The organism is Aestuariibaculum scopimerae, from assembly GCF_059428085.1.
The window spans coordinates 611,327-629,624 of record NZ_CM182089.1 but is presented as its reverse complement, the minus strand read 5'-3'; the positions used below and the strand labels follow the sequence as shown (position 1 = coordinate 629,624).

At 37.4% G+C, this 18,298-nt stretch carries 13 protein-coding genes and 1 tRNA gene; 11 read left to right on the top strand and 3 right to left on the bottom strand.

Annotated elements, in window-relative coordinates; genetic code table 11:
- Positions 1–2: 2 nt before the first annotated feature.
- Together AC5SR4_RS02950 and AC5SR4_RS02945 are read right to left on the bottom strand one after the other, a co-directional pair.
- Complete coding sequence (locus AC5SR4_RS02950; protein ID WP_495358044.1) at positions 3–338, bottom strand: arsenosugar biosynthesis-associated peroxidase-like protein; 336 nt, start codon at positions 336–338, stop codon at positions 3–5.
- A 177-nt stretch (positions 339–515) separates the two neighbouring features.
- Positions 516–1,658: an acyl-CoA dehydrogenase gene (locus AC5SR4_RS02945; protein WP_495358043.1), complete on the bottom strand. Its 1,143-nt coding sequence runs from the start codon at positions 1,656–1,658 to the stop codon at positions 516–518.
- Positions 1,659–1,752: 94 nt separating this feature from the next.
- On the opposite strand from AC5SR4_RS02945, the gene AC5SR4_RS02940 reads away from it, so the two are divergent.
- The 8 genes from AC5SR4_RS02940 (at position 1,753) to AC5SR4_RS02905 (ending at position 9,281) form a co-directional block, all read left to right on the top strand.
- Positions 1,753–2,817 carry an anhydro-N-acetylmuramic acid kinase gene (locus tag AC5SR4_RS02940; protein WP_495358042.1) on the top strand — a complete coding sequence of 355 codons (1,065 nt, stop codon included), beginning with the start codon at positions 1,753–1,755 and terminating at the stop codon, positions 2,815–2,817.
- A 434-nt stretch (positions 2,818–3,251) separates the two neighbouring features.
- On the top strand, positions 3,252–4,484 hold the full coding sequence (locus tag AC5SR4_RS02935) for a Glu/Leu/Phe/Val dehydrogenase dimerization domain-containing protein (protein ID WP_495358041.1): 1,233 nt from the start codon (positions 3,252–3,254) through the stop codon (positions 4,482–4,484).
- Positions 4,485–4,495: 11 nt separating this feature from the next.
- A complete protein-coding gene (nhaD, locus tag AC5SR4_RS02930) occupies positions 4,496–5,893 on the top strand; it encodes a sodium:proton antiporter NhaD (RefSeq protein WP_495358040.1) in 1,398 nt (465 codons plus the stop codon).
- A 52-nt stretch (positions 5,894–5,945) separates the two neighbouring features.
- Positions 5,946–6,647 (top strand): MotA/TolQ/ExbB proton channel family protein, encoded by a 702-nt coding sequence (locus tag AC5SR4_RS02925; protein ID WP_495358039.1) that lies wholly within the window; start codon positions 5,946–5,948, stop codon positions 6,645–6,647.
- Position 6,648: 1 nt separating this feature from the next.
- Positions 6,649–7,041, top strand: coding sequence for an ExbD/TolR family protein (locus AC5SR4_RS02920; RefSeq protein WP_495358038.1), 393 nt, complete (start codon positions 6,649–6,651; stop codon positions 7,039–7,041).
- Between the two features lie 32 nt (positions 7,042–7,073).
- Positions 7,074–7,922 carry an energy transducer TonB gene (locus tag AC5SR4_RS02915; RefSeq protein ID WP_495358037.1) on the top strand — a complete coding sequence of 283 codons (849 nt, stop codon included), beginning with the start codon at positions 7,074–7,076 and terminating at the stop codon, positions 7,920–7,922.
- A gap of 3 nt (positions 7,923–7,925) precedes the next feature.
- The gene (locus AC5SR4_RS02910; protein ID WP_495358036.1) at positions 7,926–9,143 is read left to right on the top strand and encodes a bifunctional folylpolyglutamate synthase/dihydrofolate synthase; all 1,218 of its coding nucleotides are present in this window, start codon (positions 7,926–7,928) and stop codon (positions 9,141–9,143) included.
- Between the two features lie 63 nt (positions 9,144–9,206).
- A tRNA-Val gene (locus tag AC5SR4_RS02905) sits at positions 9,207–9,281 on the top strand.
- Between the two features lie 203 nt (positions 9,282–9,484).
- Here AC5SR4_RS02905 and AC5SR4_RS02900 read toward each other — a convergent pair.
- Entirely contained in the window at positions 9,485–10,378 is an 894-nt protein-coding gene (locus tag AC5SR4_RS02900) for an AraC family transcriptional regulator (protein WP_495358035.1), read from the bottom strand.
- A 123-nt stretch (positions 10,379–10,501) separates the two neighbouring features.
- Between AC5SR4_RS02900 and AC5SR4_RS02895 the strand changes: the two genes are divergently transcribed.
- From AC5SR4_RS02895 to AC5SR4_RS02885, 3 genes are read left to right on the top strand one after another with little or no spacing between them, the layout of a single operon-like run.
- Entirely contained in the window at positions 10,502–11,887 is a 1,386-nt protein-coding gene (locus AC5SR4_RS02895; RefSeq protein WP_495358034.1) for a sugar porter family MFS transporter, read from the top strand.
- 42 nt (positions 11,888–11,929) lie between these two features.
- Entirely contained in the window at positions 11,930–15,280 is a 3,351-nt protein-coding gene (locus tag AC5SR4_RS02890) for a DUF5107 domain-containing protein (RefSeq protein WP_495358033.1), read from the top strand.
- Between the two features lie 26 nt (positions 15,281–15,306).
- Positions 15,307–18,147 carry a DUF8487 domain-containing protein gene (locus AC5SR4_RS02885; RefSeq protein ID WP_495358032.1) on the top strand — a complete coding sequence of 947 codons (2,841 nt, stop codon included), beginning with the start codon at positions 15,307–15,309 and terminating at the stop codon, positions 18,145–18,147.
- Positions 18,148–18,298 lie beyond the last annotated feature (151 nt).

Genomic DNA, 18,298 nt, shown 5'->3' with positions numbered 1-18,298 from the left:
AATTACATGTCTAGCTTTTTCACTTTGTTCATCATTTGAACACCGTGAACCAAAGAGGCCCCACCACGAATGGCAGCTGCAACATGTAAGGCTTCCATCATTTCTTCTTTTGTAACGCCACGTTGTAGTCCGTCACCAGTATAGGCATCTATACAGTAAGGACATTGAATGGTATGTGAAACCGCTAGGGCAATCAAGGATTTTTCTCGAGCAGTAAGGGTGCCTTCCTCAAAAACTTTCCCATAGTATTCAAAGAATTTAGCTCCCAGTTCCTCGTTCCATTCTGAAATAGATCCGAATTTTTTTAAATCCGCTGGATCGTAATATGTTTTTTGCATAGAGATAATTTTTGTCTAAAGGTATAAATCTAATGCTTTAAGTCGAGAAGTTTAATGCAACTTAACAGGAAAGTGTGAAATATATTTTATTCTAAAAGCCCCTTAATATTTTAAAATATCAAGGGGCTGGAATGTGAGCTAGGAATGCAACATGAGGCAATCCAATGGCAATTATTTTTAATCTCTAATAATATTTCTAGAGATAACGATTTTTTGAATTTCAGAAGTGCCTTCATAAATCTGGGTTATTTTGGCATCACGCATCAGGCGTTCCACGTGATAATCCTTTACAAAACCATTTCCACCATGAATTTGTACTGCTTCTGTAGTATGTTTCATAGCTACTGTAGATGCATATAATTTGGCAACGGCACTAGAAACGTCATAATTGTTTTTTTGGTCCTTGTCCCAAGCAGCTTTCATCACTAAATGTCTAGCAGCTTCAATTTCAGTATACATATCGGCCAATTTAAAAGCAATGGCTTGGTGGTTACATATTTCTGTACCAAAGGCTTTGCGTTCTTTAGAATATTTAAGAGCCAACTCATAAGCACCAGAGGCAATTCCTAAAGCTTGGGAGGCAATTCCAATTCGACCTCCAGAAAGTGTTTTCATGGCAAATCGAAAACCAGAACCATCAGCACCAATTCTATTTTCTCTAGGCACTTTTACATCATTGAACTGAAGGGTATGGGTGTCGCTACCACGAATGCCCAGTTTATTTTCCTTGGGACCAATGTGGAAACCTTCCATGCCTTTTTCTAATATAAAGGCGTTAATACCATGCGAACCTTTGTCTTTGTCTGTTTGGGCAATTACCAGATATACATCGGCACGGCCACCATTGGTAATCCAATTTTTGGTGCCGTTTATTAAATAATAATCACCTTTGTCTATAGCTGTAGTTTTTTGTGAAGTAGCGTCACTGCCTGCTTCTGGCTCGCTTAAGCAAAAAGCACCAACAAATTCACCTGTAGCTAATTTGGTTAGGTATTTTTGTTTTTGTTCTTCAGAGCCATAAGCTTCAATACCATAGCATACCAAAGAATTGTTAACCGATACGATTACAGAAGCTGAAGCGTCAACTTTAGATAGCTCTTCCATAATAAGAACATAGGACAGTGTATCCATGCCGCTGCCTCCATATTTTGGATCTACCATAACACCCAAAAAGCCTAAATCGCCCATTTTTTTAACAAGCTCATCTGGAAAATGCTGATTTTCATCTCGTTCAATAACGCCTGGTAAAAGTTCGGCTTGGGCAAAATCGCGAGCTGCATCGCGTATCATAATATGTTCTTCTGAAAGATTAAAATCCATAATTATTTAATATACTATTAATTTGATAAAAAATACATGCAAATATAGCTTTTTAATGACATATTTTCAATAACTATTATTATTTTTACGCAATATGACAAAAACATTGTATCGTGTAGTTGGCGTGATGTCCGGGACATCTTTAGATGGCATAGATTTGGTTTATGTGCAATTTTATTTTGATAAAACATGGCGCTTTAAACTCATTTTTTCAGAAACTGTTGGTTATGGATCTAAATGGGCTAAAGTTTTAAAGGCATTGGTGTCTAAACCCCTTGATGCATTAAAGGCTATTGATAAGGATTATACTGAATACCTGTCAGGTATTATAAAAGCTTTTATAGCAAAATATGGTATAGAAGCTATAGATGCTGTTTGTTCGCATGGTCACACGGCCTTGCACCAACCTCAAGCAGGGTTAACCTATCAAATAGGGAACAGGCCCGAATTGGCAAACCTATTGGGTGTAAAGGTGGTTTGCGATTTTAGAACACAAGATGTTGAATTAGGCGGACAAGGGGCCCCTCTGGTTCCTATTGGGGATAAGTTGTTGTTTTCTGATTATGATTTTTGTTTGAACTTAGGGGGATTCGCAAATATTTCTACTGATATGAAAGGTATGCGTATAGCCTATGACATTTGTCCCGTAAATATTGTTTTAAATCATTATGCTAGATTGTTGGGGATGGATTATGATGATAAGGGAAGTATAGCTGCTACAGGCACCATTAATGAAGACTTACTCAATCAGTTGAATGGTTTACAATTTTATAAGGCCCCATTTCCTAAATCGCTTGGTTTGGAGTGGGTGGACCAACACATATTTCCTTTAATAGATGCCTATAAGTTAGAAACAAAAGATATTTTAAAAACGGTTGTAGAGCATATTGCTATGCAACTGGCATTCGAAATCAATAAAAAAAGTAACGCTTCCGTATTGATAACAGGTGGCGGTGCTTACAATGCTTATTTGTTAAGCAGACTTCAAGGATACACTAAAAACAACCTAGTAGTGCCTGCAAAAACCATCGTTGAATTTAAGGAAGCTTTAATATTTGGTTTCTTGGGTGTGCTAAAATTAGAAAACCAAGTCAATTGTCTGCAAAGTGTTACAGGAGCTAAAGAAAACCATAGTTCAGGTAAAATTTATCTTCCTTAAAAAGTAAAAAAAAAGCATTGATATATTCAAAATGCCATTAGTAAAACTTTCCGTGACTTCTTAACAAATAAATTAAACGTATCCTTTTTAAGTTTTTTATATTTGCTGAATTAATAATTAAAAAACTTTCATAAAATGACTCAGTTGTAGCTACGCTAAAATGACATCCCCGAAAAAGAGAGAATTAGTTTAAGAATAGCTAGAAAAGAATCAGTTTAAAAAGATATATGAAACATCTGTGAAAATGATATAAACGCACACGGGGGCGGTTATTAAAAATGTTCCATATAGCTTTAAAAAGAATAGAGAGACAAGAATAGCATGTTGGGAAAAGAAAAAAAGACGAGTTTAAGCCTTGCCAAAAGGCTAATTACAGACCAAGTCTTTTATTTTTTGTCTAATAGTAAAACGGTCTAGTGTCTAAAAACAAACAAATGAAAGAATTATTAAAAAAGTACGAAGAAAAAGCCCCAGAAATAATATTTAATTGGAAAGACTCTGAAACAGAAGCCGAAGGATGGGTTGTTATAAATTCATTAAGAGGCGGTGCTGCAGGGGGCGGCACAAGAATGCGAAAAGGGCTGGATGCCAATGAGGTACTGTCATTGGCCAAAACTATGGAGATTAAATTTACAGTTTCGGGGCCAGCTATTGGAGGCGCCAAGTCTGGAATAAATTTTGACCCGAGCGACCCCAGAAAAAAAGGTGTTTTAGAGCGTTGGTATAAAGTAGTGTCGCCATTGCTTAAAAGTTATTATGGGACAGGTGGCGATTTAAATGTTGATGAAATACACGAAGTCATTCCCATGACCGAAGAAAGTGGTGTTTGGCATCCCCAAGAAGGTGTGTTCAATGGGCATTTTAAGCCAACTGAAGCAGATAAAATAAACAGAATAGGACAACTAAGGCAAGGCGTTATTAAAGTTATAGAAAACCCAACATACTCACCCAATGTGCTAAGAAAATATACGGTTGCCGATATGATAACCGGTTATGGTGTAGCTGAAGCCGTTAAACAATACTATGATATTCACGATAATGGAAATTCGGTAAAAGGGAAACGTGCTGTAATTCAGGGATTTGGAAATGTTGGAGCCGCAGCTGCATTTTATTTGGCCCAAATGGGTGCAAAAGTGGTCGGAATTATCGATATTGCAGGTGGTTTAATAAATGAAGAAGGTTTTACTTTTGAGGAGATAACCAACTTATTCTTAGCCAAAAAAGGCAATACTTTGGTAAGTGATAATTTAATTCCTTTTGAAACCATTAATGAAAAAATTTGGTCCATTAAAACAGAGATATTTGCACCTTGTGCAGCGTCGCGTTTAATAACACGTAATCAAATAGATAGAATGATAGATAGTGGTCTGGAAGTTATATCATGTGGTGCCAATGTGCCCTTTGCAGATAAGGAAATTTTCTTTGGACCCATAATGGAATATACCGATTCTAAGGTAAGTTTAATACCAGATTTTATTTCAAATTGTGGTATGGCACGTGTTTTCGCCTATTTTATGGAACGACGGGTGCAGATGACCGATGAGGCCATATTTAATGATACCTCAAACAAAATTAGAGAAGCAATTAAAAATATATATAACAAAGATCAATCTAAAACTGGTATCAGTGCAACTGCTTTTGAAATAGCACTGAGCCAACTTATTTAATTTTAAATTTTATGGAAACTGTAATTATTCTAGTATTTGCAATTGGCTATTTAGCTATAACGCTCGAGCACAATATCAAAATTGACAAACTAATCCCCGCGTTAGTCATGATGGCTATTAGCTGGGCATTAATATCGCTAGGATTAGACAGTTTCCCGAATTGGTTCGATTCTTCTAAACATGCTTTGCTAGAAAACTTTGGAGGTTTTACTTCCGCAGAAAAAATGCATCTTATGGAAGAAACCTTGTTGCACCATCTAGGTAAGACTGCAGAAATATTGGTCTTTCTATTAGGGGCCATGACCATAGTTGAAATTATAGACTATTTTGATGGGTTTTCTACCATTAAGGCTTTTGTGAAAACTAAAAAGAAAACAAAGATTATTTGGATTTTTTCCATTTTGGCATTCATCTTATCGGCTATTATAGATAACCTTACTGCAACCATTGTACTTATTTCAATTCTTCAAAAAATTGTAAAAGACCGGAATATCCGTCTGTGGTATGCAGGTTTAATTATCATAGCCGCCAATGCCGGAGGTGCATGGTCACCCATTGGAGATGTTACTACAACCATGCTTTGGATAGGTAAAAAAGTAACTACCGAGCATTTAGTAGGGTATTTATTGCTGCCATCCTTTTTGTGTATGGCAGTGCCAGCAACAATAGCTAGCTTTTTACCAGTGTTTAAGGGCGAGTTAGATATTGAAGAGGAGGAGGAAGATAAAAAGAAATCTAAATTTAGTGGTTTAATGCTTTATTTAGGGCTTGGTGCTATCGTGTTTGTGCCTATTTTTAAAATGGTAACCCACTTACCACCATATGTAGGTATGATGTTATCATTAGGTGTTGTAGCCACTTTTGCTGAGATTTACAGTAGTTCTAAATTTAGTATGACAGAATATGGCGCCGAAGAAAGCGAAGCCCATGCACATCACAGTCCAGTGCATTATTCATTGTCAAAAATAGAATTGCCAAGTATATTGTTCTTCCTAGGTATTTTAATGGCGGTAGCCGCTTTAGAATCATTAGGGATTTTATTTGGCTTTGCAGATTCGTTACAAGAATCCATGCCCATGTTAGGTACAGAAATACATGTTGGTGAAGGTGTTTCAGATTTAGTAGTATTGTTACTGGGTGTTGGATCTGCCATTATAGATAATGTGCCCTTGGTGGCTGCAAGTTTAGGAATGTTTCATGAGCCTATGGATAATGAGCTATGGCACTTTATAGCCTTTTCAGCAGGTACAGGAGGTAGTATGTTAATTATAGGATCTGCAGCAGGTGTAGTAGCTATGGGAATGGAGAAAATTGATTTTTTCTGGTATTTAAGAAAAATTTCATGGCTTGCGCTAATAGGGTTCCTTGTTGGATCTGCAGCATTTATGTTTACTAGAACTTTGTTCTAATAATATACTTTAACACAAAAAGTGACGTTATACATCAAGAAATATAAAATATATGCTAAATACACTATTACAAAATGCACCAGAAGGCACAGAGGTGCTTACCGATGGAGAATCAGTTGAAAAATCACTTTCAATTATAGAGCTTATTAGTAGTGGCGGTGTTGCCGGGCAAGTTATCATTGCACTTTTATTTCTATTGTTAATTGGTGCTATTTATATCTATTTTGAAAGATTGTTTGCCATTAAGGCAGCATCAAAAATAGATGCTAATTTTATGAACCAGATAAAGGACCATGTTTCCCATGGTAAAATAGATTCTGCTCAAATATTATGCGCTCAAGTTAATTCGCCAGTTTCAAGATTGATAACAAAAGGAATATCTAGAATAGGAAAACCACTAGCCGACATTAACACAGCTATAGAAAATGCCGGTAGGCTAGAGGTGTACAGCCTAGAAAAAAATGTGAGTATTCTTGCTACCATTTCTGGAGCTGCCCCCATGATAGGGTTCCTTGGTACGGTTATTGGAATGATATTATCCATATTTGAAATAGCAAATTCAGGTGGTCAAATAGATATTAAACTGTTAGCTGATGGTTTATATACCGCCATGACCACAACAGTTGCAGGTTTAATTGTAGGTATTGTTGCCTATATGGCGTATAATCACCTAGTGGTAAAAACAGATAAAGTAGTGTACCAAATGGAAGCAAACTCAGTAGAGTTTTTAGATCATTTAAACGAGCCTACTTAATATGAATTTAAAAGGAAGAAATAAAATAACGCCAGAATTTAGTATGGCATCCATGACAGATATTGTATTTCTGTTGCTTATATTCTTTATGTTGGCATCTACCTTAGTAACCACAAACGCTATTGATATATTGTTGCCAAAAGCCAGTGGTAAAACCGAAAACAAAAAATCGGTTGCGGTAAGTATAAAAAAAGATCTAACCTATTATATAGATCAAAGACGGGTTGGTGAGAGTGTTTTGGAGAATGAGTTGCTTGCGGCACTTTCATCACAAGACAAACCAACCATAGTTTTAAGGGCCGAGAAATCGGTTCCTGTAGAAAATGTTGTAAAGGTTATGGACATTGCCAATAGAAATAAATTTAAAGTGATATTGGCCGTTAAACCAAATTAAAATAACGCTTTCCAAATAGTTTTTAAAGTATCATGAAGTACCTAGAAACCAAGCACGAAAGAAATTCAGCCAAGCTAACAGCTCTAATAGCAGTTATCCTGTTGTTACTGTTGTTTGTTGTGGGTGCGCCTTACATGGACCCACCAGTAGAATATGGTGTTGCGGTAAATTTTGGGACTTCAGATTTTGGTAAAGGCAATGTACAGCCCTTAAAGCCTATAAAATCGGAGCCCAAGGAAATTAATGAGCCCACACAGCCGGAAGCTTCCAAAGCCGAACCTTCAAAATCCTCTGAAGCCAAAGAGGAAGTCTTAACAGCCGACAATGCAGAAGCTATTGCTATAAAAAAACAAAAAGAAGCCGAAGCTCGAGCCAAAGCTATAGCAGATGCCAAGGCAAAAGCAGAAGCTGAAAGAATAGCCAAAGAAAAGCGCGAACAAGAAGAGAAAAAGAGAAAGTTAGATGCTTTAATTGGGGGCGTAAGTAAATCTGAAGGAACCGAAACAGGAAGTGAAGGTAACGATAATAGAGCTGGCGATAAGGGGCAATTGGATGGCGACCCATATGCACCTAGCTATTTTGGCTCAGGTGGTTCAGGTAGTGGAGGTGTAGGTTATGGTTTAAATGGAAGAGGGAACGCCACCTACCAAACCCTTAAGCAAGACTGTAATGAGTCTGGGATGGTTATCGTTAGGATTGTTGTGAATAGAAATGGAAATGTTATAGAAGCCACTCCGGGGGTAAAAGGAACTACCAATACGGCGCAATGTTTATTAGAACCAGCCAAAAAAATAGCGTTATCCCATAAATGGCAGCCAGATCCCAATGCCCCAACAAAACAGATTGGTTTTGTTAAAGTAAACTTCAAACTAGGTCAGTAGCCCATGTCCTATCAAGATACGCTCAATTGGATGTTTTCGCAACTGCCAATGTATCAACGTCAAGGCAATTCTGCTTTTAGAAAAGATTTATCCAATACATTAAAGTTAGCCCAGCACTTAAATTTTCCTGAAAAGACATTTAAAAGCATTCATGTAGCCGGTACTAATGGAAAGGGTTCTACAAGCCATATGATAGCCTCTATTTTACAAGAAGCGGGTTATAAAGTAGGTCTTTATACGTCACCACACCTAAAAGATTTTAGAGAGCGTGTAAAAATAAATGGCCAAGTGGTAAGCAAACAATTTGTAACAAGCTTTATAAAAAGAAATAAAGCCTTTTTTGAAGCTAATACGTTATCGTTTTTTGAGATGACCGTAGGCATGGCCTTTGAGTATTTTTCAAAACAAAAAGTAGATATTGCTGTTGTAGAGGTTGGTATGGGAGGACGTTTAGATTCTACAAACATTATAACCCCCGAAGTATCTGTAATAACTAACATAGGTTTAGACCATACCCAGTTTTTGGGTACCACGCTAAAGGCCATAGCCTATGAAAAAGGCGGTATTATAAAACCCAATGTTCCTGTGGTTATTGGAGAAACCCAGCAAGAAACAACACCTGTTTATAAGGAGTTGGCCAAGCTAAACCATGCAGATATTATTTTTGCCGATCAAGAGATTTCAAAAACCTACCAATCAGATTTAATAGGTGCCTACCAATCCAAAAATATAGTTACCGTGTATCAGGTTATTAAAAAACTTAAAGAAAACGGTTTTAAAATAGCAGAACAGCATATGGTACGTGGGTTTTTAAATGTTATAAATAATACAGGACTTATGGGGCGGTGGCATATAGTACAAACTCACCCCAAAGTGGTATGCGATACAGGGCACAATAGGGAAGGGTTGGCATATACTGTTAAACAATTGGGTTTAGAGCACTATGATGCATTACATATTGTTTTTGGTGTTGTAAATGACAAAGACCTCTATACCATTATTGATCTGTTACCTAAAAAGGCTACATATTATTTTTGTAAACCTGATATACCACGAGGTCTTGAGGCAGATGTGCTTAAAGCGATTTTTAATGCTTACGGACTTGAAGGTGAAGCTTATAGTTCTGTTAATGAAGCTTATAAAATGGCTTTGCAAAAAGCCGATTCTAACGACTTTGTTTTTGTAGGTGGAAGCACATTTGTAGTCGCAGAAATAATTTGATTTTTTTTATTAAAAAGTTTTTGCGAATTAAAAAACTAGCTTATATTTGCACACCTATTTATAGGGCGCGTAGCTCAGTTGGTTCAGAGCACTTGGTTTACACCCAAGGGGTCAGGGGTTCGAATCCCTTCGCGCCCACTTTAATAGTTCAAAGAAAACAAGACCTTGCATATCTTATTGATTTGCAAGGTTTTAATATTTTAGGGCATTCATTTAATTTGACTTGTTTTGGTCTGCAATTCGGTTAATAATTTTTTTTATAGAAAAGTGCTAACCTAATAAGAGAGTAACTACTTGTACTATAGTATGTTGATGTTTGGCTTTCGTGGGTAATTTTCCCTTTAATTTTTCAAAAACGAAGTAGGCGTGGCCCCAATCTGCTTTTTAAAAATCCTTGAGAAATAAAGGGGGTCTGTATAACCTAAAGTAAATGCAACTTCGTTGACACGAAAAGATTTGTTAGACAATAAACGAATGGCTTCTTGCATCTTTAGTCCGATAAAATAATCCATCGGCGAGGCACCGGTTTTGTTTTTAAAAATTCTTGAAAGGTGCGATGGCGATAGTTTTACCTGTTCGGCCATTTCGGTAATGGTCAATAACTTATTGGTGTTTTTTTGCATGAAGAAAATCACTTTTTCAACTGGGCCGCTGCTCTTAATGCCTTTAGTGGCTTGAAATGCTTGAATATAGAAGAACGATGCTAAAAGCCCGTTAAGCCTTAAATTGGCAAATTCAATATTTTCAAGTGTAAGACCCAATTCCAAAATATCCAACATTTCGTTAAACAGCCTAATACGATCATCAGTCCTCGAACTTGTGGATTGTGGAATACAATGTGTTTTCCCGAAGAATTCACTGAAGGAGTGGCTTCTGTTTCCGCCAAAATGCAGCCAGTAAATAGACCACGGATTTTCAGAAGAAGCCCAATAAGTATGGGCCTCATTGGCATTGATTACAAAAAAGGAATTGGGTATAAGTTGGTGGTCTTTTCCTTGTGTTTGTATATAACCTTTACCATTTACACAGTAAATTAAAATATGTTCTTTGCAGCCACTTGTACGTTTTCTAAAATGGTTTTTGGCATGAGGATAAAACCCTATGCAGTTCAAGTATAAATTGCCTATACGGGCATTGTTCTTGGTTTGCTTATTTTGAATTTTAGACAGCACAATACTTCGGTCACCGTAAAAATGGTCCATTTTACCAGAAAAGGGTTTCTTTTTTACTTCCACGCTACAGCTTAGTTGTTTTTGTTTCTATCAAATATAATAGAATAGTCCATAATTTAGAATGAAGTTCTATTTTTTTCGTGTATATAATTAAGTTATTTTGAATGCAGAACTAAATTAATAAAGATGGGTAAACTAAATACCAAGTATATCTTCACGATTTCCATGGTGTCGGCTATGGGAGGTTTGTTATTTGGTTACGACTGGGTGGTTATTGGAGGTGCAAAGCCTTTTTACGAAAAGTTTTTTGGCATAGCCAATTCCCCGAATTTACAGGGATGGGCCATGAGTTGCGCGCTATTGGGATGTTTGTTGGGAGCCATTACAACGGGCATTTTTAGTGATAAATACGGAAGAAAAAAACTATTGATATTATCGGCCTTCTTGTTCATTATTTCAGCTATAGGTACAGGTGCTACAAATACTCTTGCCGTATTTATTCTTTACCGGATTTTAGGAGGTGTTGGCATTGGGCTGGCGTCCAATTTGTCGCCTATGTACATTGCTGAAATTTCGCCGGCCAAAATGCGCGGAAAATTCGTGTCACTAAATCAATTGACCATTGTTATAGGTATATTATTGGCGCAGATTGTAAATTTAATGATTGCGGAACCCGTGCCCGTAAATGCAACTGACAATGATATTCTATTGTCTTGGAATGGTCAAACTGGCTGGCGTTGGATGTTTTGGGCCGAAACCATTATTGCAGGTTTATTTTTTATTTTGATGTTTCTGGTTCCAGAAAGCCCCCGTTGGTTGACCAAAAATGGCGCCGAAAAAAAAGCCTTGTCTATACTTGAAAAAATTGGCGGTATTGATTATGCAAAAGCCGAATATAACAGTATTCGGGACACTCTTTCAAAAGGTAATAACAAGGTAGGCTTCAATGATTTGCTAAAACCTAGCATTAAAAAAATATTATTTATCGGTATTGTATTGGCGGCATTTCAGCAATGGTGTGGTATCAACGTGATTTTTAATTACGCCGAAGAAATTTTTTCAGCAGCTGGATATGGTGTTTCAGACACACTCTTTAACATTGTAGTTACAGGTAGCGTTAATCTCTTCTTCACTTTTGTGGCCATTTACACGGTAGATAAATTAGGGAGGCGGGCATTGATGCTTATGGGAGCAGGTGGCCTAGTGGGTATTTATTTGCTTATAGGCGCAGCCTATTTTTTCCATGTTTCAGGAGTATCACTATTGGTTTTAGTAGTTTTGGCCATCGCATGTTTTGCTATGTCTTTGGGGCCGGTTACTTGGGTAGTGCTCTCAGAAATTTTTCCTAATAAATTACGAGGTGCAGCTATGGCTGTGGCAACTGTATCTCTTTGGTTGTCTAGTTTTTTACTAACCTATACATTTCCTTTGTTAAACAATTTCTTTGGTGCTTCGGGTACGTTTTGGCTTTATGGAGGTATTTCGTTGGCCGGTTTTGTATTCATTTATAAAAACTTGCCAGAAACCAAAGGGAAATCATTGGAGGAAATTGAACACGAGATTATTGGCTAGATATTATTATTCGATAGGGTTTAATGCCGTAAAATGTAAAAAATGAACGGAAAAGTTAACGCAGAAATAACTAAACTCAACATTCCAACTTATGGGTTGGGAAAACCTGAGATAAACCCGGTTTTTTTTGAAAAACGGATCTATCAGGGCTCTTCGGGAAAAGTTTATCCCGTACCATTTATTGATAAAGTGTACGATGAAAAAGCCAATAAAGATTATGAAGCCGTAATTTTAGAGAACGACTTTGTTAAACTGGTGTTATTGCCAGAAATAGGAGGGAGAATTTTTCAGGCACAAGACAAAACCAACAACGATTACAATTTTTTCTATGAGCAAAAGGTAATTAAACCCGCTTTGGTTGGTTTGGCAGGCCCTTGGCTAAGCGGCGGTGTGGAATTTAATTGGCCGCAACACCACAGACCTGGTACATATTTACCAACAGATACATATATAGAAATTGAACCCGATGGGGCAAAAACCGTTTGGATGTCTGAATACGACCCTATGAACCGTTTAAAAGGTATGCACGGTATTCGCATTCGTCCCGATAGCGCCCTAATTGAGTTGCGGGGTAGGTTGTTCAATAGAACGCCGTTAACCCAAACCTTTTTATGGTGGGCCAACGTGGCCGTTGAGGTTCACGATGACTATGAAAGTTTTTTTCCTCCAGATGTGCATTATGTGGCCGACCACGCCGTTCGGGCCATGAGCAGTTTTCCGAATGCGGAAAATGATTATTATGGAGTAGATTACAAAAACCGCCCAGGACAAAACGATTTACGTAAATATCAGAATATTCCCGTGCCTACTAGCTATATGGTTTGTGATACGAAATATGACTTTTTTGGAGGTTATGACTTTAAGGCTCATGGAGGGTTTGTCCATATTGCGAATAGGCATATCGCACCGGGAAAAAAACAGTGGACTTGGGGCAGCGAGGCCTTTGGTAAAGCTTGGGACAGAGAATTAACCGATGAAGGCGGCCCGTATTTTGAACTGATGGCTGGTGTTTATACCGATAACCAACCCGATTTCACCTATTTGTTGCCATACGAAACCAAAACATTTTCGCAGTATTGGTGGAGCTATAAAAACATTGGTCCCGTACAAAATGCCAATATCGATTTAGCCATAAGGCTGGAAATTCAAGACGGTAATACGCTTGATTTAGGTGTGGCGTCAAGTCGGAAAATGGAAGGTTTAAATATCCTATTGAAAATAGGCGATAGGGAAACCTATTTTGTTAAAGAAACAGTTTCACCAAATGAGCCTTGGATCAATAAACGAGAAACTATAAGTTCGGGTGAAGAACATTTGGTTTCGTTAATTGTTGAAAACGATGCAGGGGAAGAATTAATTGCATACCACCATCGGGAGATAAATAGCGATAGAGAGCGAAAAGAAGCTTTTGAGCCGAAGCAACCCGAAAATGTTGAAAGCGTGAACGAGTTGGAATTGATTGGTGAACACTTGGAGCAGTACCGCCACCCTACACGCTACCCAAAACCTTATTGGAAAGAAGCTATCCGTCGCGATCCAAACGCTTATAAATCGCATATAGCCTTAGGTCGTATGGAGCTAAGAAATGGAAAGCTTGAAAGTGCCGAAACTTATTTAAAAAAAGCGATTGATATTTTAACCACTTACCACCCCAACCCTTTAACTGGAGAGGCGCACTATTTCTATGGGTTGGCCTGTAAATACCAAGGCAAGGAGCAAGAGGCCTATGCTCTTTTTTATAAAGCCATCTGGAATTTTGAATGGCGTGCTTCGGCTTATTATCAATTGGCGGTTCTTGATTGCAAAAGAAACGATTATGCAATGGCATTAAAGCATATTGAAGATTCACTGGATACCAATCGTCAAAACAACCGCGCTTTTATTTTAAGGGCTATCGTACAGAAAGTATTTGGGAAATATGACGAAGCAAAAAACACGCTTGAAAATTTATTCGAATTTGATGCTCTGGACCAATGGGCTAAATTTGAGTATGCCTTAGTGACCAATAATTTTAAAGATTTCCTTCAATCTTCAAGAAACGATGCACAAACCATCATCGACATCGCTTTTGATTATGTTGAAGCCGGATTTTATGATGAAGCTGTAAAACTTTTAGAGCTCCATCACAGTGAGAATATACCAGATTGTGCCGTGCCAACCCCTATGAACAGCTCTGTTATGACCAAGTTTATTCTGGCTTGGATTCATAATTTAAGAAACGATGGTAACGCCTCAGAAAGTGTTTTAAAAAACATTGAAAATGCAGCTTACGATTATGTTTTTCCTTCCAGAATTTATGAACAATTGGTTTTGGAATGGGTTTTGGAGAAAAACAGTAAAAATACTATTGCAGCTTTCGGTTTGGGTAATTATTTTTTCAATTTAAAACGGTATAAGGAAGCCATAAAAGTTTGGGAATTAGCGGTTAAAGCCAAAAGTAAGTACGGAACGCTATACCGTAATTTAGGGATTGCCTATTGGAATGTTTTAGGAGAAGGTGAAAAGGCGAGGAAATCATTCATTAAAGCAACAAAATATTCGCCAAACGATATTAGAATTCATTATGAATTTGACCAATTAAGAAAGAAACTGAACGATAACCCGAAAGACAGGTTAAAAACTTTAGAAGCTATTAGCGACCAAGTTTTTAAGCGTGATGATTTTTGTGTGGAACTTGCAGCGCTTTACAATTTTGATGGGCAATATCAAAAAGCATTAGATCTATTGGAAAACCGTAATTTCCATCCGTGGGAAGGCGGTGAAGGTCAGGTTTTAAAACAGTTTACGCATGCCTGTTTAAGATTAGGTCAACAGGCTCTAGAAAACGGCGATGCTCAATCGGCATTGGAATATTTCAAAAAATCCATAAATACTCCTGATAATTTAGGGGAAAAATATCATCTTTTACAAGCAAAAGCGCATATTAATTATTGGATTGGCAAGGCATACAAAGTATTGGGCAATGATAAAAAGGCAAAAGCTTATTTTAATGAAAGCGTTAATGAGTCTGGTGATTTTATAGACATGGCGGTAAGTGCATATTCAGAATTGTCGTATTACAAAGTGCTATCATTGAAAGAACTGGGCCAATATGAAGAAGCAGAAAAACTATTGACCGAAATAGAAAAGTTCGCTTTAAAAAAATTAAAGCAAGAAGCGAAAATCGATTATTTTGCTACGTCGCTACCTTTGTTGTTGGTGTTTGAAGACGACATACAAAAGCGGAATACAGTCGATGCAAAATACTTGTTGTTTTTAGCGGCATTGGGTAAAGAAAATTTTAGTAAAGCGAAAAAGTTATCAAAAGACATTCTAAAATTACATGTCATGCATGTTGGTGTCAAGGAACTTACTGAAACGTTGCACGTGGTTAATAAAAAACCGTATGTTTAAATGTTCTACTGCAAAATAAATCGACTATGAAGATTCTTAATAAATGTATTCTAATTTTATCAATTTTTGCATTAGCGGGTTGTGCCCAAAAGCAAGAAAATAAAATCAATCTTTCCGGGGTTTGGTCTTACAAACTCGACAAAAACAACATTGGTATTAAAGAAAAATGGTTCACCCTAAAATTTAGCGATACCATTTCATTGCCCAGTGCCTTGCGCGATAAGGGCATTGGAGACAACCCTACCTTAACGACCGAGTGGACGGGTAGTATTTACGATAGCACCTGGTTTTTTAATCCAGCTTTGGAAAAATACCGTAAAAAGGACAGTCTAAAGTTTCCGTTTTGGTTAACCCCCAATAAACACTATTTAGGCGCAGCTTGGTACCAAAAAGAAGTTGAAATTCCTGAAAGCTGGAAAGGCAAAACCATTTCATTGACCTTAGAGCGTCCGCATTGGCAAACCCAAGTTTGGTTGGACACTATTTATATGGGGTCGGATAACAGCTTGTCGGTACCACATAAATTTGCAACAAGCAAGGCAGTAACAACAGGCAAACATACCTTAACTGTTCGAGTAGATAATGCCATTCGCGATTTGGATGTTGGCATCAACTCGCATAGTATTTCAGACCATACCCAGGGGAATTGGAACGGTATTGTTGGGGATATGACACTTTCTGTTGAAAATAGTAATAGCATTACATTGGTAAAATTAGCGCCAAGTATTTTAGATAGATCTGTTGAAGCAAGAATTGTTTTGGACAAACCGGCCGAAAATTTTTCTATAGATATAAAAATAGATGGACTTAACCACGAGCAAAGTTTTGAGACTTTAAGTTTTGAAATTAGCAACACTTCAAATGAATTGTTGGTTACCATTCCCATGGGTAACGATTTTAAAATGTGGAGCGAGTTCAATCCTAATATTTATCAATTTGAAGTCAGTTTAAAAGAAGGAAATAATATTGTTGATTCGCAAAAAGAAGTATTTGGCATGCGTAAGTTTACTATTGCAGAAAAGCAATTTAAAATCAACGACACCTTAATTTCATTGCGAGGAACTACCGAATGTAGCGTTTTTCCATTAACTGGTTATCCGCCAACCGATGCAGCCTCATGGGAACGCATTTACAATATATGCAAATCGTTCGGGCTAAATCATGTACGCTTTCATTCGTATTGTCCGCCAGAGGCTGCATTTATCGCTGCCGATAAAGCTGGTTTTTATCTGCAAGTGGAAGGTCCAAGTTGGGCAAAATATTCGGTGACTTTGGGCAACGGCAAACCCATTGACAAATACCTTATGGAAGAAACCAAGCGTATTATCGATACCTATGGAAACCATCCTTCGTTTGTAATGATGGCCTATGGAAATGAACCTTCTGGAAACTACGTGCCGTATTTAGAAAACTGGGTTGAGCATTTTAGAGCCTACGACCCACAACGTGTTTTTACGGGTGCCTCAACGGGAAGAAGTTGGGCCATTATTGATAATAGCGATTTTATTGTACGCTCACCGCCACGTGGATTAGAGTGGAAAGACAACCAGCCACAAAGCCTTTTTGATTACAGGGACAAGACGGAAAATCAAAATAGACCCTATGTAACTTTTGAAATGGGACAATGGTGTGCTTACCCTAATTTTGATGAAATTAAAAAATATACAGGATCCTTAAAGGCTAAAAACTTCGAGTTGTTTCAGGAAGATTTAGCAGACCACCATATGGCAGACCAAGCCAAAGATTTTTTAATGGCCTCGGGCAAACTGCAAGTCTCTTGTTATAAGCAGGAAATTGAAGCCACGTTAAGAACCCCAAATTTAGCGGGTTTTCAGCTATTGAGTTTAAACGATTTTTCAGGCCAAGGCACTGCTTTAGTTGGTGTTTTGGATGCTTTTTGGGATGAAAAAGGTTATGTATCGGCCGAAGAGTTTCGAGCGTTTTGTAACAATGTTGTACCTTTAGTAAGATTACCAAAATTCACGTTTTCAAGTGCAGAAAATCTAACCGCTCAAGTAGAGGTTGCCAATTTTAGCGGAAGTGTTTTAGAAAATGTAAAACCAAAATGGGAATTGCTGGATGAAAGCAATACCGCCGTTCAATCGGGAGATTTAAAAACAGGTTCTGTCCCAATAGGAAAAGGAAACGAAATTGGTGCAATTAATGTTCCTCTTGGTTTTGTGAAAAAAGCTGCGAAGTTTATTTTAAAGGTTAAGGTTGGAGATTACAAAAACCAGTGGAATATTTGGATTTATCCAAGTTCACCAGAAAAAATCGAACCTTCAAACATTCATATTTGCAAAACTTTAGATGAAAAAGCCAACACCATCTTAAAGCAAGGTGGTAAGGTATTGCTTTTAGCAGCTGGAACAGTTGAAAACGGCAAAGACATTGTACAATATCAAACCCCGGTGTTTTGGAATACCTCATGGTTTAAAATGCGTCCACCACATACCACAGGCATTTTAATTAAAAATGAACATCCTGTTTTTAATGATTTCCCAACGGATTATTACAGTGATTTCCAATGGTGGGAAGTAGCCAATAGGCAACAAATTATGAACCTTGAATATTTTCCAGCAGACTTTAGGCCGATTGTGCAACCCATAGATACTTGGTTTTTAAACCGGAGGTTAGCCATGCTTTTTGAAGCAAGAGTGAATGGCGGCAACCTTATGGTATGCAGTATTGATTTGGATGAAAATAAGGGTGAATTGGTGTCAAAGCAACTGTACAAAAGTATTTTGGATTATATGAAATCAGATGGTTTTAAACCTGAAAGTGAAGTTAATTTAAGCATCATAAACGAATTGTTCGAGAAAAAAGAACGCGAAGTCTGGAATTCGTATGTAACTGAAAATCCATAACATAAGACTATTTCAAAATGAAATTTTATGGGGGACTTGGTGTTTGCTACATAAATATATATACCAATATTGATGAACCTGTTGTGCCCACTTAAAAGTAACAAATCCCATCATAATAATGTTGGGATTTTTTTATGCTTTGACTTTAAAG

Excerpts from the sequence above, each read along its gene's own strand:
- AC5SR4_RS02885 (WP_495358032.1), top strand. The coding sequence starts at position 15,307 with ATGAAGATTCTTAATAAATGTATTCTAATTTTATCAATTTTTGCATTA.
- AC5SR4_RS02940 (WP_495358042.1), top strand. The coding sequence starts at position 1,753 with ATGACAAAAACATTGTATCGTGTAGTTGGCGTGATGTCCGGGACATCT.
- AC5SR4_RS02915 (WP_495358037.1), top strand. The coding sequence starts at position 7,074 with ATGAAGTACCTAGAAACCAAGCACGAAAGAAATTCAGCCAAGCTAACA.
- AC5SR4_RS02895 (WP_495358034.1), top strand. The coding sequence starts at position 10,502 with ATGGGTAAACTAAATACCAAGTATATCTTCACGATTTCCATGGTGTCG.
- AC5SR4_RS02890 (WP_495358033.1), top strand. The coding sequence starts at position 11,930 with ATGAACGGAAAAGTTAACGCAGAAATAACTAAACTCAACATTCCAACT.
- AC5SR4_RS02935 (WP_495358041.1), top strand. The coding sequence starts at position 3,252 with ATGAAAGAATTATTAAAAAAGTACGAAGAAAAAGCCCCAGAAATAATA.
- AC5SR4_RS02920 (WP_495358038.1), top strand. The coding sequence starts at position 6,649 with ATGAATTTAAAAGGAAGAAATAAAATAACGCCAGAATTTAGTATGGCA.
- AC5SR4_RS02925 (WP_495358039.1), top strand. The coding sequence starts at position 5,946 with ATGCTAAATACACTATTACAAAATGCACCAGAAGGCACAGAGGTGCTT.
- AC5SR4_RS02950 (WP_495358044.1), bottom strand. The coding sequence starts at position 338 with ATGCAAAAAACATATTACGATCCAGCGGATTTAAAAAAATTCGGATCT.
- nhaD (WP_495358040.1), top strand. The coding sequence starts at position 4,496 with ATGGAAACTGTAATTATTCTAGTATTTGCAATTGGCTATTTAGCTATA.
- AC5SR4_RS02910 (WP_495358036.1), top strand. The coding sequence starts at position 7,926 with ATGTCCTATCAAGATACGCTCAATTGGATGTTTTCGCAACTGCCAATG.
- AC5SR4_RS02945 (WP_495358043.1), bottom strand. The coding sequence starts at position 1,658 with ATGGATTTTAATCTTTCAGAAGAACATATTATGATACGCGATGCAGCT.